Raw genomic sequence first — 14,535 nt, 5'->3', positions numbered from 1 at the left:
ACATGGGCCCATCAGCGCCCTTTTCTATTAAGGAAATTCCTGTGAAAAAGATTACTCGTATTGGTATTGGCGGCCCGGTCGGTTCAGGTAAAACCGCGATCATCGAAGTGATCACCCCGATCCTCATCAACCGTGGCTACAAGCCGCTGATCATCACGAATGACATCGTCACCACTGAGGACGCCAAACAGGTCAAGCGCACGCTCAAGGGCATCCTCGACGAAGACAAGATTCTCGGCGTCGAAACCGGTGCCTGCCCGCACACCGCCGTGCGCGAAGACCCGAGCATGAACATTGCAGCCGTCGAGGAAATGGAAGAGAAGTTTCCGGACAGTGACCTGATCATGATCGAAAGCGGCGGCGACAACCTGACCCTGACATTCAGCCCCGCGCTGGCCGACTTCTATATCTACGTGATCGATGTGGCCGAAGGCGAAAAAATCCCTCGCAAAAACGGCCCGGGCCTGGTGCAGGCGGACATCCTGATCATCAACAAGATCGACCTGGCACCCTACGTGGGTGCGAGCCTGGATGTGATGGAAAGCGACACCAAAGTGGTGCGTGGCAACCGCCCTTATATCCTCACCAACTGCAAAACCGGTCACGGCATTGAAGAACTGGTAGACATGATTGAGCACATGTTCCTGTTCGCTCAAAAACCCTCTGCTCCGGCCACCAAAAGCGAGGTCACTGCATGACTGCGCTGAGCCAGATCGTGAACACTCCGTCACGGCTTCGCGCTCACTCACTTGGCACGGATGCGCCGGAGCTAGCGCAATACCAGGACGAGCCGCCGCAAATGCAAAGCGGCGTAGCCGGCAAAAGTGGCTACCTGCGGCTGGGCTTTGAGAAACGCGCTGATCGCAGCGTACTGGCGGACATGGAACGACGCGTGCCGTCACTGGTGCAGCGGGCTTTGTATTGGGACGAAGAAATGCCCCAGATGCCTTGCGTCACTATGATTTCAACCTCGGGCTGCGTGCTCCAGGGCGACCGCTTGGCCACTGATGTGAATGTTGGGGTGGGTGCCTGCGGGCACGTCACCACGCAGTCGGCCACCAAAGTGCATTCGATGAATGCCAATTACGCCTCGCAAATCCAACACCTGCGAGTCGAAGAGGACGGCTATCTGGAGTTCATGCCAGACCCGCTGATCCCGCATCGCGATGCACGTTTCATCACTGATACGCAGATCAAAATCCACCCGACGGCAACGGCAATTTACTGCGAAATTCTGATGTCTGGGCGCAAGTACCACCACGTCGATGAACGCTTCGGCTTTGACGTGTACTCCTCGCGGGTATCCGCCGAAAACCTTGAAGGCAAAGAGCTGTTTGTCGAGAAATACGTGCTTGAACCGAAAAAGGAAAGCTTGGATGCCGTTGGTGTGATGCAAACCTTCGACGTGTTCGGCAACGTGGTGCTGCTCACGCCCAAGGAGCATCACGACCGGATCGTCGAGCGTGTTCCGGCACTGTTTGATATGGAAGCGGGTCTGGCCAGTGGCGTGACACGCTTGCCCAACCATTGCGGGTTGATTTTCAAAGTGCTGGGCAATGACAGCGGTGCAGTCAAAGCCCGAATCCGTGAATTCTGGAAAGTCGCCCGGGAAGAGGTTCTGGGCGTGACCTTGCAGCCGCAGTTCCTGTGGAAATAAACAACAGCGTGGGAGCTGCCGAAGGCTGAGTTCTTTTGGTATCGCGCAAAAGATCGCAGCCTGCGCCAGCTCACACAAGGCATAAGTGGGAGAGTCGATATGGAAGCTGCATCCAAGTGGTCACAGATGGCCAATGGCAACGTGGTCCTGGAATTTATTGACGTCACGTTGCGTGGCTGTTCGCAAGTCATGTTCCAAAGTAATCCCCTGACCGGCTTGCTATTTTTTGCCGCGATTTTTGTCGGAGCCTTTGCCGAGGGCAATCCTGCGGTGGCTTATGGCAGTGTGCTGGGCACTGTCGCCGCCACCTTCACCGGCATGCACCTTAAAGACCAAAAATCTTGGAAGGCCGGGCTCTTCGGCTATAACGGATGCTTGGTAGGCGTAGCCCTGCCGACCTTTCTGGAAGTCACGCCAACCGTCTGGTTGTGCATCATTCTGGGCGGCGTGGTCTCGGTAATCGTCACCATCTGCATCGCCGACATTCTAAAAACATGGAAAGTCGCGGCCCTCACCGCCCCTTTCGTCTTAGTGACCTGGACCATGCTGCTGGCAAGCTATGCCTTTGGCGGTCTCACCAGCAACACGTTGCCGGTGCCCAACCTGCCCCACGACTTGGTCGCGCACAACAGCAACCTGCTGGACGGCATCGACCTGTTCCATGCAACGTTCTATGGCGTTTCTGAAGTGTTCCTGATCAGCACCGTGGTGGGCAGTTTGCTGTTCTTGGCCGGGCTGGCAGTGTCTTCATTGTGGGCCGCGGTGTTCGCGCTGTGCGGTTCGCTGCTGGCGGTGCTGGTCGCAACGCTGCTGCAGGCCGAGCACTCAAGCATCAACAATGGGCTGTATGCGTTCAGTGCGGTGCTGACCGCCATCGCACTGGGCTCGACCTTTAACAAACCGAGCTGGCGTGTGCTGATCTATACCTTGATCGGGGTCGTTTTCACTGTATTTGTGCAAGGGGCTTTGAATACTGTATTAGGCCCTGTCGGCATCCCGACCTTGACCATGCCTTTTGTACTCGCTTCATGGTTATTCTTGGTGCCTAACAAGGACGTAATGCCTTCCCATCGCCAGTAAATGTCGAACCTTTTGCAGGAATCCCGCATGACAGCCATCGCTCAAGTACCCGGTACCTCGCGACCGACCGACACCACCCGACGGGCGATCTATTTATTGATTGGTTTGGTCATTGCTAACCTGCTCGCGTGGGCTTGGGCGTTCATCGAGTTCGGCAGCAACCCGGTGCTGATGGGCACAGCGTTGCTGGCCTACGGTTTCGGATTACGCCATGCCGTGGATGCCGACCACATCGCGGCCATCGACAACGTGACCCGTAAACTGATGCAGCAAGGCAAGCGGCCAATTGCTGTCGGCACCTGGTTCTCGCTGGGGCACTCGACCATTGTGGTGCTGGCTTCGTTCGCAATTGCCGCCACCGCCATGGCCTTCAAGGACGACATGGAGTGGTTCCACGAAACCGGCGGGTTGATTGGCACTCTGGTGTCATCCGTGTTCCTGCTGCTGTTCGGCGTGCTCAACTTGGTGATCCTGATCTCGGTGTACAAAAAGTTCAAACAGGTCAAGGCAGGTCACACCCTGCCCCCTGATGAACTCGACCTGTTAATGACTAACAAGGGCGGGCTGATGGCGCGCATCTTTGGTCGCCTGTTCAATCTGGTCGACAAAAGCTGGCACATGTACCCGGTGGGTTTTCTGTTCGGATTGGGTTTTGACACCGCCACTGAGATCGGCCTGCTGGGCATCAGCGCCACCAGTGCTTCGCAGGGCATCAACCTGTGGTCAATCATGGTCTTCCCAGTGCTGTTTGCTGTCGGCATGGCCTTAATCGACTCACTGGACAACTTCGTGATGATCGGTGCTTACGGCTGGGCCTTTTCCAAGCCGGTGCGCAAGCTTTACTACAACATCACCATCACAGCGGCCTCAGTGGTTGTCGCGTTGTTTATCGGCGGCATTGAGGCGTTAGGCCTTATAGCCGACAAACTGGAACTCACTGGCGGGGTCTGGACACCGATCGCTGCCCTGAACGACAATTTTGGCGAAATAGGCTACTGGATTATCGCCATGTTTGTTTTGTGCTGGCTGGTTTCTGGCCTCAATTACTACCTGCGCGGCTATGACCAATTAGGGGCCAACACCTGACGGTTTGCCGCCGACTGCGGCAGCCTGAAAAACCTGGCCTACACTCCAACAACCCCTTAACAGACGCGTCGTAGGAACCATGACTTTATTACAGGCAGTTAAATCGCGGCTCAACTTTGCCACCGGGGTCGCCTTACTGGTGGCCATCAATGGCATTGTTCTCTTTTTGCCAGTGTTGCAGCGCGGGGTCGCCCACTCTAACGCTGCCAGCGGCTCCTTTGGCTCCTGGAAAGAGGCTCTAAACTTCTTAGCCTTGTTGGAAATTCCGGGGTTCGTCGTGGGCTTCGTGCTGGTGCTGATGTCCTTGGGGCTGCTGATGAAGTCACGCATCAGTTGGTTCTTTGCCCTGCTGTTGCTGGTGGCTACCGTCTGCGTTGACTTTTTCATCTTGAAAAGACCTGACGGTGTGACCTTTTTCTCATTCATCACAATTGCCGTACTGGGCTTTTACTGGCGCCGATTTGACCACTACAGCCTGGCGATCGGCAGCTTCTTTGCCGTGGTCAGCATTGCCTCACTGATTGTGTACAGCACCTTGGGCACGCTCTACATAGGCGATGGGTTTTCACCGCCTGTCACCGACCTGCAGACCGCGTTCTATTTCGCCATTGTGGTGATGTCGACCGTCGGATTTGGCGACATCGTGCCACACACCACTGACGCCCGTTTCTTCACCCTGACGGTAATTATCCTGGGCATCACCATCTTCGCGATTTCGGTGGCGTCCATTGCCGGCCCGCTGATCAGCAGCAACATCCAACGCATCGTTAAAGGCAGGATTACTCACATGGCCCGTAAAAATCACTACATCCTCGTTGGCGTCGGTTCTCTGGCCCAAAACGTCTATAAAAGCCTGACTGACCGGGGCGAACACGTCACCGTGGTGTGTGCTCCAGGCACCCAACACGACTTGCCTGAAAAGGCCGACGTCATTGAAGGCGATCCATCGGCAGCCTCGACCCTCAAAATAGCGGGCGCAGGCGAGGCCAAATACATCGTTACCCTGTGCGATAGCGATGCTGAAATTGTGTTCACCGTTCTGGCGGCCAAAGAAGTCGCCGGTGATGACACGCAAATCATCGCGCTGGTCAACGAAACCCGGAACATGCCCAAGGTTAAGCGCGTCAGCCCGACCATGGTCTTGTCACTGCCGCTGCTGGGCAGCGAGTTGCTAGTACGCACCCTGCAAGGCGATCAAATCAACAACGACCTGATCACCGAAATGTTCTTCGGCAAACGCAATTCCCTGGGCTAACACGCTGCTCCGGGGTTAGACGGTGTATTGCTTAAACAACTCTTCCTTGATGATCAGCAGTGCATCTTCGTAGTAGCGTTCACCACGCGCTTCGCTGAGTAACACCGAGCGCACACTGCCCTTACCTTCGCTAGGGCAGTGTTCGCAGGTGAGGTAGAACTCGGCAGTTTCGGGCTTGAATTCCAAGTAATAAAACAGTTCGCGGCCTTCACGGTGCCAATAGCCTATTTCTCTGCGCATGGGGTTCTCTGGTTAATGATCTGCGCAACACGCTCTAGCGCGGCTTTCAGGCGCTGCACACTCTGAGCCGCGGTCAGGCTGATGCGGATTGCATGGGTGGGGCTGGATTTAACCGCAAATACATCCGCAGACACCACATCGATACCCGCCGCACGACAGGCCTCGGCTAGCGGGATTTCGCCCGGGGGCACTGTCAGCCAGATATGCGGTGACGCAATCTGCGTCTGGTACATCACCGTCCCCAACAGTTTTTTTGCCAGTCGCCAACGTCGGGTCACTTCCTCTGTTTGCCACGCAGCGCGCTGGCGGGCGGTGCCATCACTGATCCATTGGTTGGCAATCGCTAAGCACACTGGCGAAATGCCCCAGTGAGCCGACTGCGCGTGTGGATCAATACGCGCCAGCAACGCAGGGCTGGCCGCAATCCACCCCAAACGCACCCCCGCCGCCACGGTCTTCGACAGGCTGCTGACCAGCACCCCGAGGTCTGGCAAGTGCTGGCACAGCGGCGGGCTGTCAGTGAGCGCGCCATAGACGTCGTCCTCGATGACCCAGATGCCGTGGCGCCGCGCGATGTGTGCAAGCGCCTGTTTACGCTCTGGTCCCATCACCGCCGAGGTCGGGTTCTGTAAGGTAGGCGTCAGTACAGCAATGCGTGCTCCGGTGGCGCGGATCATGCGGTCGAAATCTTCCGGCACGATGCCTTCTTGGTCCATGGCCACGCCATGCATTGGTAAGCGCAATTGAGCACAGGCGGCCTTAATCCCCGGAGCCGTAAATGCTTCAACCAAGACCGGCTCACCTGCCTGGCACAACGAGAGTAATACGGTGAACAACCCTTGCTGCGCGCCGGTGCAGGGCATGATGTTGTCTGCATTAAGATGCAGCCCGCGGGCCTTGAGCCACTGAGCACCCAGTGCTCGGGCTTGGTGCAGGTCCGCCGCACTCAGATAACGCTGCAAACGAATTGCTTGATGGGTTTCAAGCAACCATGCCAGCGCCTGAGTATCGCTTTGGCTAGCGTGATCAATGGCCGGAACATTGGTGCGCAGGTCAGTCAACGCGGCGTGCTCATCAACCTGCTGCAAGCGGAACAGGGTCGCCTCCTGACTGCCCGCCAGCACGTAGGTACCGCGCCCGACTTCACCCGAGACTAAATGCCTGCGCGCCGCCTCGCGATAGGCCTGCATGGTGGTGCTGGGGTTCCAGCCCAATGCCCAGGCCAGTCGTCGCTGCGGAGGCAGTCGCTCGCCGGGCTTTAGGTCGCCACTGCTGATAGCACGGGCAATCGCATCCACCAGCGCCAAATAGCGTGGTTGCTGCGAATCGTTCAAAGCGGGAATCCACATTTATTGTTGGCCATGCAATATAAGGTTCGGCCCATACAATGCGACGCGCCTAGAATCGAGTCAAATCCTCCTGATGACGGTGTGCCATGTTTGACCTGACAGCTCTTCGCCTCGCCGCAACCACTGTGTACCAAAGCATGTCCCCGACTCCCCAGCTGGCCTGGCCTTTGTTGGCTGAGCAGTTGGGCTGCACGGTATGGGTCAAACATGAAAACCATAACCCGACCGGCGCGTTTAAAGTGCGCGGCGGCATGCTGTACGTGCAAGGTTTACTGTCGCGCGAACCGCAGACTAAAGGGCTGGTGACCGCCACCCGTGGCAACCATGGGCAGAGCCTGGCGCTGGCGGCACGGCGTCATGGGTTGACCATCAGCATCGTGGTGCCTGAAGGCAACTCCCTGGAAAAAAATGCCGCCATGCGCGCTTTGGGCGCCACCGTCATTGAACATGGCAAAGACTTCGATGAAGCGCGCAGCCATGCCGCCACGCTCGCCGTCGACCATCAATTGCACCTAGTGCCTGCGTTCCATCCTGACCTGATTCGCGGGGTGGCCACCTACGCGCTTGAGTTGCTAGAAGCCGTGGCCGACCTGCACACGGTGTATGTACCGATCGGCATGGGCTCGGGGATATGCGGACTGATTCAGGCCCGCGACCTGCTGGGGTTAAACACTGAGATTGTCGGCGTTGTTTCAGAACACGCGGACGCCTTTGCCCAAAGCGTCGAGCAAGGTCGCGTGGTCTGTACCGCCAGCGCTCACACTTTCGCCGATGGTCTGGCCTGCCGTCAGCCGCTGCCTGAGTCGCTGGAGATCATTGCCAAAGGTGCAGCGCGGGTCATTCGCGTTTCAGACCGCGAGATCGCATACGCCATGCGCCTGTACCACGAGACCACCCACAACACCGCTGAAGGCGCTGGCGCCGCTGCATTGGCCGGGCTGATCAAAGAGCAGTCGCAGCAACAGGGGCGGCGGGTCGCGGTGATTCTAAGCGGCGCCAACATTGATCGCCGCATGTACGCCGCCATTCTCGATGAAGACATGAGCCCAAACTGGCCCAAGTAGGACCACGCTTGCTTGCGATCTTTTGGCCTTGAAAATCAGAAGATCGCACCCTGTGACGACTCTCCCCCCAACATCCACAAAGACGCGCCCATGCCCTTCAATCACCCGACCTAGCCATTGCCCCGGCTAGGCACGCGACAAACCGAGGGCAATATGGCTATGCTCAAGCCCATGAGCCCACTCACTGCAACCCGTCAGCCTTGCCCTCCCGGCGCTTGCAACTGCGAGCGCGAGCAGCTGTTGGAGGCGCCCGAGCCGGACTTGCGCATACTGAACCTCGACCGTCAGGCCGAAAAAGTTTTAATAGAGCGCCTGGAGAATATCCAGAGCCTGGATGACCTTGAACACATGCAACGCCGCCTGTTCGAGCAACTGGGCATTCAGTTGATGATTGGGCCCGGTTTTAATGAGGTGCGAAGCATGCGCGGTATCGGGATCCATATCGCTGACCAACCCGGATTGTGTCGTAAAACACGCCAGTCAATTCCGGCTGCAATTCGCCGGGCACTGGAAAAACGCCCAGAAATTGCCTACAGGTTACTGGATGGTCATGATCTGCTGCGGGACACCTGATACGCCATTTTCCGGTTGGATTGTCCTACACGATCAGCCAATTTAGACCCAAGCCACTGATTTATCTTGCCTAACTGCGCATAGTCACTTATAAGCGCGTTTTTTAAATCACGAATTAGAGCCCGCACATGAGTACCGGATTCACCGAGGACGAAATGCGTAAAGCGCTCGGCCTTGATCTGCCTGCAGCCACTACGCCATCTACTCCACCCGCTCCAGCTCCAACTCCCGCAGCGCCCAAAGTCGCTGCTCCGGCACCCAAGCCGGCACCCCGCGCACCGGTCAAGCGCCGCGGCCCGATGCTGCGTGTGTCGCTGCACGTCAGCAAAGTGTATGACGGCGAAGAAACACTATTTGTGCACGACTCAAAATTGCTGAGCCGCTTTGATGCGGAGCAGGAAGCTAAAAAAGCGTTGGCCAAAGCCGGCTTTAAATACTTTGTAGTCAACTCGATTGTACAAGTCGACTGAACGGCACACGCCTGACGCATAGTTGACTCTGGATCAATGCCAAGGAACCCGCCATGCAAAGCCAGCCCCTGAATACCGCAGACTTCGAGGCCATCGAAGACACTCTGCTCAAATACGGCGATGATCACTCTGTTCTGAACGCCTGCGAACTCGATGGTTTCTTCACGGCCTTAGTTTCAGGCCCAAAACCCGTGGACATAGCCGACTGGTTCCCGGCGATCTGGGGCGGTCAAAACCCGAACTGGGAAAACACCGATGAGGCAAAACAGTTCATCGAACTGAGCGTGCGCCATATCAATACCCTGGCCCGCCAACTGGCAGAAGACAGCCAGGCCTTCGTTCCGCGTTTTGAAGAGACCGAGCACCTGGGTCAAACCGTCACCTTGGCCGAGGAATGGTGCTTCGGTTATGAGCGCGGGGTTGCCGTGGCTCAATGGGCGCCTTTGCCAGCCATTCAGGCAGGTTTACTGCAAACCATCGCCGAATGCGCGGAGCAAGACAACTTTGAACTGCCGCCCGACCTAGACGTGCCTGCCCATCAGCAACGTGTGGCAGACGTTGCCCCGGCAGCTCGTGCGCTGCATGACTACTGGCTGAGCCAGCGCTAAACCCTTGCCCCCTGTAGGCGCAAGTTTGCTCTCGACCGTTTGATCGTTTAAAAGATCGCGAGCGCCTACAGGCATATGCGTATTCCCTCACGCCTCGCAGAACCGACCTATGACCACCCTCACCCACTTCGACACCCCGATCAGCGAGCCGATCAACGCCCAGATTTTGCAGCTCGTGGTCGACCACCTCAGCGAAATCAGCGCCATGGAAATCGCGCCGAGCAATCTGCTGTACAGCATCTATCAATACGCCATCGGTTTTGAAGTGCACCTGTACCTGCAAGCCCTCAACGGCACTCAAGGCATCGCGGTTGAGTTGATGGTCGCGACAGATGATCAAGACCCGCAGAAAGTAACCGGTTTTGTCCTCTATTTGCCGGTCAAGGACGACCCTCAGGCCTGCGGCATTGCGTACATGGCTGAACTCTCCAGCCACCGCCATCTGGGCGTCATGCACGCCATGCTGAGCGCCGTGACCCGCCGCTACCCGCACACCGAACTGACGTGCAGCGTCAGCAAAGTCGCAGCGTTTCAAGCCATGGGTTTTCAGGTTATCGGCACCCGCGGCCCGCAAGTCCTGATGAACACCCGTGACCACAGTACAAATGGCCTGATGGGCGTATTAGACGTGGCATCGGTCTATCAATCGACCGAAGTGCGGCAGATCCATACCTACCTGCTGCAACGCAATGGCAAAAAAGCGATGCTCGACGCTGAGAAAAAGCGCGACCGCCAGATTGACCAACTGACGGCCAAAGCCAAAGCCTTTGTCGCACACCTCAATGGCTAAAAAGGCCTGCCACGGCCAGCCTGAAATAACGCATGATGGGCGCATTCCGATCTGAGGGAACGTTATGCGCCGCCACTTCACCTTCAACCGCCTTGCCGGATTAACCCTGAGCCTGATGTTCAGCGCCTCAGCGCTGGCCAGCGAAGAGTCGCAACTGGTCGACTCGATCAACGCTTACCGCAGCCAGATTCAGTTGTGCGCAGGCCAGGCGTCCCAAGAGCTACCACCGCTGACCTCCGACACCCGGCTAGTGTTGCCCGCCAGCAGCTTTGGCGACTTGCAAGAAGCACTCGGCCGGGCCGCCTACCCGCTGGCCAATGTGCAGGCCATCAATCTATCAGGCCCACGTGATGCACAGGCCGCCATGAAAGCCGTGCAAGAAAGCTTCTGCAAAGTGGTTCTGGACCCGCAATTTGTCGACATCGGCGTCAGCCACTCCCAGCAGGATTGGCGCATCGTGTTGGCGCGTCCCTTGCTGGCAAGCCGCTTGGGCGATGCACAAGCAGAGGGTCAAAGAGTTCTTGAATTGATCAACAGCGCCCGCACCCAACCGCGCCAATGCGGCACCCAAGCCTTCGCCCCTACCGGCCCACTGACCTGGAACGCCACTTTGGGCAGTGCTGCCGAGACGCATACCCGAGACATGGCCAATAACAATTACTTCGACCACAAAGACCGCAACGGTGGCACACCGGGAGATCGCGCCGAATTGGCCGGGTATATCGCCCAACAGATCGGTGAAAACATCGCGGCAGGCCAAGACACGCCACGCAAAGTCGTCGATGGCTGGCTAGCCAGCCCTGGGCATTGCGCCAACATCATGAACCCGGCGTTTCGCGAACTGGGCGCGGCCTATGCAGTGGACCCTAAAAGTGACGCAGGGATTTACTGGACCGCCCTGTTCGGCAGCCAATAAAAGGATTCTAGAAGGCGTTTAGCGAGGGTATAACGAGCAGGATTCAAACAAAGCAGCCCCACCCAACACCGTTGGGCGGGGCTTCTTTTTTACAGCGCCATGTCAGCCGCTGGGTTGCTAGGCGCAGGCTTGGCCGGCGCAGCAGGTGCTTCTTGTCCAACGGTTGCAGCCGGGATAGCCGGTGGCGGAGTCAGTTGCAGGACATCGGCAGTGTAAGCCCATTCCTGTGCAACGCGCTCAGGCGAGCCGTTCAGCTTGGTGCCGTAGCTCGGCACAATCTGATGCAGCTTGGCTTGCCACTCAGGCGTTGCAACCTTGTCCTTGAACACGGTTTCGAGCACAGACAGCATGATCGGTGCTGCGGTCGACGCACCCGGCGAAGCACCCAGCAGACCAGCAATGCTGCCATCTTTCGCGGCAACAATCTCGGTGCCCAGTTTCAGCACGCCGCCCTTCTCATCGTCACGCTTGATGATCTGAACACGCTGGCCGGCTTGCCATAGGCGCCAATCTTCTTGCTTGGCATCCGGGTAGTATTCTTTCAGCGCCTTGAAACGGTCTTCGTCCGACAGCATCAACTGACCTGCCAGGTATTCAACCAGTGGGTATTGTTCGATACCAACTTTGGTCATTGGCCAGATGTTGTGGGTCGTGGTGCTGGTCAGCAGGTCAAAGTACGAACCTTCTTTCAGGAACTTGGTCGAGAACGTCGCGAATGGTCCAAACAGGATAACGCGCTTGCCATCCAGCACGCGGGTGTCCAAGTGCGGAACCGACATCGGCGGTGCGCCAACCGAAGCTTTACCGTAAGCCTTGGCCAGATGCTGTTCAGCAATGGCCGGGTTATCGGTTACCAGGAACGAACCCCCTACCGGGAAGCCAGCGTATTCCTTGGCTTCAGGAATGCCGGACTTCTGCAGCAAGTGCAGAGCACCACCGCCCGCGCCGATAAATACGAACTTGGCATCAGTTACGCTTTCAGTGCCGTCTTTGAGGTTCTTGTACACCACACGCCACGAACCGTCCGCGTTGCGCTTGATGTCTTTAACTTCGCTCGACAGTTTCAGGCTGAAGTTAGGTTTGGTTTGCAGGTAAGCCGCAAACTGACGCGTGATTTCGCCGAAGTTTACGTCAGTACCAATTGGCGTCCAGGTAGCCGCGACTTTCTGGTTCGGGTCACGCCCTTCCATCATCAGCGGAACCCACTTCTTGATTTGAACCGGGTCTTCGGAATACTGCATGCCCGCAAACAGAGGGCTCGCCTGCAGTGCTTCGTAGCGCTTTTTCAAGAACTTGATGTTGTCATCGCCCCACACAAAGCTCATGTGCGGAGTGGAGTTGATGAACGAACGCGGATTCTTCAGAACACCGTTCTTGACCTGCCAGGACCAGAACTGACGCGATACCTGAAAGGCCTCATTGATTTCAATGGCCTTCGGGATTTCAACGTTACCGTTCTTGTCTTCAGGGGTGTAGTTCAGTTCAGCCAGCGCTGAGTGACCGGTGCCCGCGTTGTTCCAGCCGTTGGAGCTTTCCAGAGCCACGCCATCAAGACGTTCGATCATCTCCATGGACAGACCAGGCTCCAACTCGTTGAGCCAGACACCCAGGGTAGCGCTCATGATGCCGCCGCCAATCAGCAGTACATCAACGTGCTTTGGCTCGGCAGCGTGCACGGACGTGAGTCCCATGGTCAGCGCCAGGCCCAGTAGCCCTTTGTTCATCTTCTTTAACATGTTGTCGTACCTAAGATAAAACGCCATCTACCCGGCACGCGGTTCATGACAGACCTCGACTCACTGCAAGACAGGCTGCTTGCAATAGAACCATCCGTCAGGCCTTGAACGGGTAGATATATAAGGCCTATGCACACTATAGACCTCACTTTTATGTACCTTGGGCGCTGATCTTTTATTGCTTTTGGCTTCAGCTACTTGGGTGACATTTATATTGTGTGCCGGGTGTGGCCGATGACAGATTCAATCTGCCCAGCTCCTTCACACCCGCCACCTTCTCGCGAATCCATTGGTACTGATCCCCTTGCCGCTCCTTCCAGGGAGCCTGCGCGGACATGAAAATCCGGGGTGCCAGCCTTCAAACCGCGACATTCTACCTCAGGTGGCACTTTTGACGAAAATGCATCTTATGAGCGTTGTGAAGCAGATCAACCGTCGCGGGACAAACCTTAAATCCATCCAATGGATCCAATAAAAAACGCAGCACCATAATTTGTGTTCGGTAATCGCCTAAAAAGCCCAATTAACTACAAATCAGCCCAAGACCAAATTGACTCTCTCGCTACCAATCACGCCTAATGGATCCATAAAAGCAATAACACCTGATCTGGAGATTGGTCATGTATCCAAAAAACACGTGGTACGTTGCGTGCACCCCTGATGAAATTGCCGACAAGCCTCTGGGGCGGCAGATTTGTGGTGAGAAGATCGTTTTTTATCGCGGCCAAGAAAATAAAGTCGCGGCGGTTGAAGACTTTTGCCCCCACCGTGGCGCACCCCTGTCGCTGGGCTATGTCGAGAATGGCAACTTGGTGTGCGGCTACCACGGCCTAGTAATGGGCTGCGACGGTAAGACCGTCGAAATGCCGGGGCAGCGCGTTCGCGGCTTTCCTTGCAATAAAACCTACGCAGTCGTTGAGCGCTACGGCTTTATCTGGGTATGGCCCGGCGACCAGGACAAGGCTGACCCTGCGCTGATTCATCACCTAGAGTGGGCCGTGAGCGATGAATGGGCTTATGGCGGCGGGCTGTTTCATATCGGTTGCGATTACCGCCTGATGATCGACAACCTGATGGACCTGACGCATGAAACCTATGTGCATGCGTCCAGCATCGGCCAGAAAGAAATCGACGAGGTCGCACCGACCACTACCGTCGAAGGCAACGAAGTGATCACCGCCCGGCACATGGAAAACATCATGGCGCCACCGTTCTGGCGCATGGCGCTGCGCGGCAACAACCTAGCCGATGACGTGCCCGTCGACCGCTGGCAGATCTGCCGCTTCTCGCCACCCAGCCATGTATTGATCGAAGTAGGCGTTGCCCACGCAGGCAAAGGCGGCTATCACGCAGGCCCGGAATTTAAAGCATCGAGCATCGTGGTCGACTTCATCACCCCTGAGACCGATACCTCGATCTGGTATTTCTGGGGCATGGCGCGCAATTTCAAGCCGCAGGATCACGCCCTGACTGCCACCATCCGCGAGGGTCAAGGCAAGATATTCAGCGAAGACCTGGAAATGCTCGAACGCCAGCAACAAAACCTCTTGGATCATCCGCATCGCGCCCTGCTTAAGCTCAACATCGACTCGGGCGGCGTGCAGTCACGCCGTGTTCTGGAGCGCATCATCGCCAGCGAACGCACACCCGAGCCGCAACTGATCGCCACCGCTCAGTAACCGCCCCGGGCACGGCAACCCCTGCCGTGCCC

15 protein-coding genes are annotated in these 14,535 nt (G+C 56.9%); 12 read left to right on the top strand and 3 right to left on the bottom strand.

Going from position 1 to position 14,535, the window contains the following annotated elements; genetic code table 11:
• The first annotated feature begins 41 nt into the window (after positions 1–41).
• The 5 genes from ureG (at position 42) to kch (ending at position 5,078) form a co-directional block, all read left to right on the top strand.
• Positions 42–698: an urease accessory protein UreG gene (gene ureG / locus B347_RS0112200; RefSeq protein WP_019409980.1), complete on the top strand. Its 657-nt coding sequence runs from the start codon at positions 42–44 to the stop codon at positions 696–698.
• Positions 695–1,657 carry an urease accessory protein UreD gene (locus B347_RS0112195; RefSeq protein ID WP_019409979.1) on the top strand — a complete coding sequence of 321 codons (963 nt, stop codon included), beginning with the start codon at positions 695–697 and terminating at the stop codon, positions 1,655–1,657. Before ureG ends, B347_RS0112195 begins: the two co-directional genes overlap by 4 nt.
• Before the next feature lie 99 nt (positions 1,658–1,756).
• Positions 1,757–2,737: an urea transporter gene (gene yut, locus B347_RS0112190; RefSeq protein ID WP_019409978.1), complete on the top strand. Its 981-nt coding sequence runs from the start codon at positions 1,757–1,759 to the stop codon at positions 2,735–2,737.
• A gap of 27 nt (positions 2,738–2,764) precedes the next feature.
• Positions 2,765–3,823 carry a HoxN/HupN/NixA family nickel/cobalt transporter gene (locus B347_RS0112185; RefSeq protein ID WP_019409977.1) on the top strand — a complete coding sequence of 353 codons (1,059 nt, stop codon included), beginning with the start codon at positions 2,765–2,767 and terminating at the stop codon, positions 3,821–3,823.
• A gap of 79 nt (positions 3,824–3,902) precedes the next feature.
• Positions 3,903–5,078 (top strand): voltage-gated potassium channel protein, encoded by a 1,176-nt coding sequence (kch, locus tag B347_RS0112180; RefSeq protein WP_019409976.1) that lies wholly within the window; start codon positions 3,903–3,905, stop codon positions 5,076–5,078.
• A 15-nt stretch (positions 5,079–5,093) separates the two neighbouring features.
• Here the strand turns inward: kch and B347_RS0112175 are convergent, their stop codons facing one another.
• Both B347_RS0112175 and B347_RS0112170 read right to left on the bottom strand, forming a co-directional pair.
• Positions 5,094–5,318, bottom strand: a complete 225-nt coding sequence (locus tag B347_RS0112175) for a hypothetical protein (RefSeq protein WP_019409975.1) — start codon at positions 5,316–5,318, stop codon at positions 5,094–5,096.
• Positions 5,303–6,667: a PLP-dependent aminotransferase family protein gene (locus B347_RS0112170; protein WP_019409974.1), complete on the bottom strand. Its 1,365-nt coding sequence runs from the start codon at positions 6,665–6,667 to the stop codon at positions 5,303–5,305. Before B347_RS0112170 ends, B347_RS0112175 begins: the two co-directional genes overlap by 16 nt.
• A gap of 86 nt (positions 6,668–6,753) precedes the next feature.
• On the opposite strand from B347_RS0112170, the gene B347_RS0112165 reads away from it, so the two are divergent.
• The 6 genes from B347_RS0112165 to B347_RS0112140 all read left to right on the top strand — a co-directional run bounded on the left by B347_RS0112165 (position 6,754) and on the right by B347_RS0112140 (position 11,088).
• On the top strand, positions 6,754–7,731 hold the full coding sequence (locus tag B347_RS0112165; protein ID WP_019409973.1) for a threonine dehydratase: 978 nt from the start codon (positions 6,754–6,756) through the stop codon (positions 7,729–7,731).
• 171 nt (positions 7,732–7,902) lie between these two features.
• Positions 7,903–8,304, top strand: a complete 402-nt coding sequence (locus B347_RS0112160; RefSeq protein ID WP_026014134.1) for a hypothetical protein — start codon at positions 7,903–7,905, stop codon at positions 8,302–8,304.
• A 128-nt stretch (positions 8,305–8,432) separates the two neighbouring features.
• Positions 8,433–8,774 (top strand): hypothetical protein, encoded by a 342-nt coding sequence (locus tag B347_RS0112155; RefSeq protein WP_019409971.1) that lies wholly within the window; start codon positions 8,433–8,435, stop codon positions 8,772–8,774.
• 53 nt (positions 8,775–8,827) lie between these two features.
• Complete coding sequence (locus B347_RS0112150; protein ID WP_019409970.1) at positions 8,828–9,382, top strand: UPF0149 family protein; 555 nt, start codon at positions 8,828–8,830, stop codon at positions 9,380–9,382.
• Between the two features lie 109 nt (positions 9,383–9,491).
• A complete protein-coding gene (locus B347_RS0112145; protein ID WP_019409969.1) occupies positions 9,492–10,172 on the top strand; it encodes a GNAT family acetyltransferase in 681 nt (226 codons plus the stop codon).
• Positions 10,173–10,236: 64 nt separating this feature from the next.
• Positions 10,237–11,088 (top strand): CAP domain-containing protein, encoded by an 852-nt coding sequence (locus B347_RS0112140; RefSeq protein WP_019409968.1) that lies wholly within the window; start codon positions 10,237–10,239, stop codon positions 11,086–11,088.
• Between the two features lie 89 nt (positions 11,089–11,177).
• Here B347_RS0112140 and mqo read toward each other — a convergent pair whose 3' ends face one another.
• Positions 11,178–12,824 carry a malate dehydrogenase (quinone) gene (mqo, locus tag B347_RS0112135; protein ID WP_026014133.1) on the bottom strand — a complete coding sequence of 549 codons (1,647 nt, stop codon included), beginning with the start codon at positions 12,822–12,824 and terminating at the stop codon, positions 11,178–11,180.
• A gap of 620 nt (positions 12,825–13,444) precedes the next feature.
• Here mqo and B347_RS0112130 point away from each other — a divergent pair.
• On the top strand, positions 13,445–14,503 hold the full coding sequence (locus B347_RS0112130) for an aromatic ring-hydroxylating oxygenase subunit alpha (RefSeq protein WP_019409966.1): 1,059 nt from the start codon (positions 13,445–13,447) through the stop codon (positions 14,501–14,503).
• The last annotated feature ends 32 nt before the right edge of the window (positions 14,504–14,535 follow it).

This window comes from Pseudomonas psychrophila HA-4 (assembly GCF_000282975.1).
In the GTDB taxonomy this organism is placed as follows: Bacteria; Pseudomonadota; Gammaproteobacteria; order Pseudomonadales; family Pseudomonadaceae; genus Aquipseudomonas; species Aquipseudomonas psychrophila_A.
Note: the sequence above shows the minus strand (reverse complement) of the source record. Positions and strands in the feature narration are given on the sequence as shown.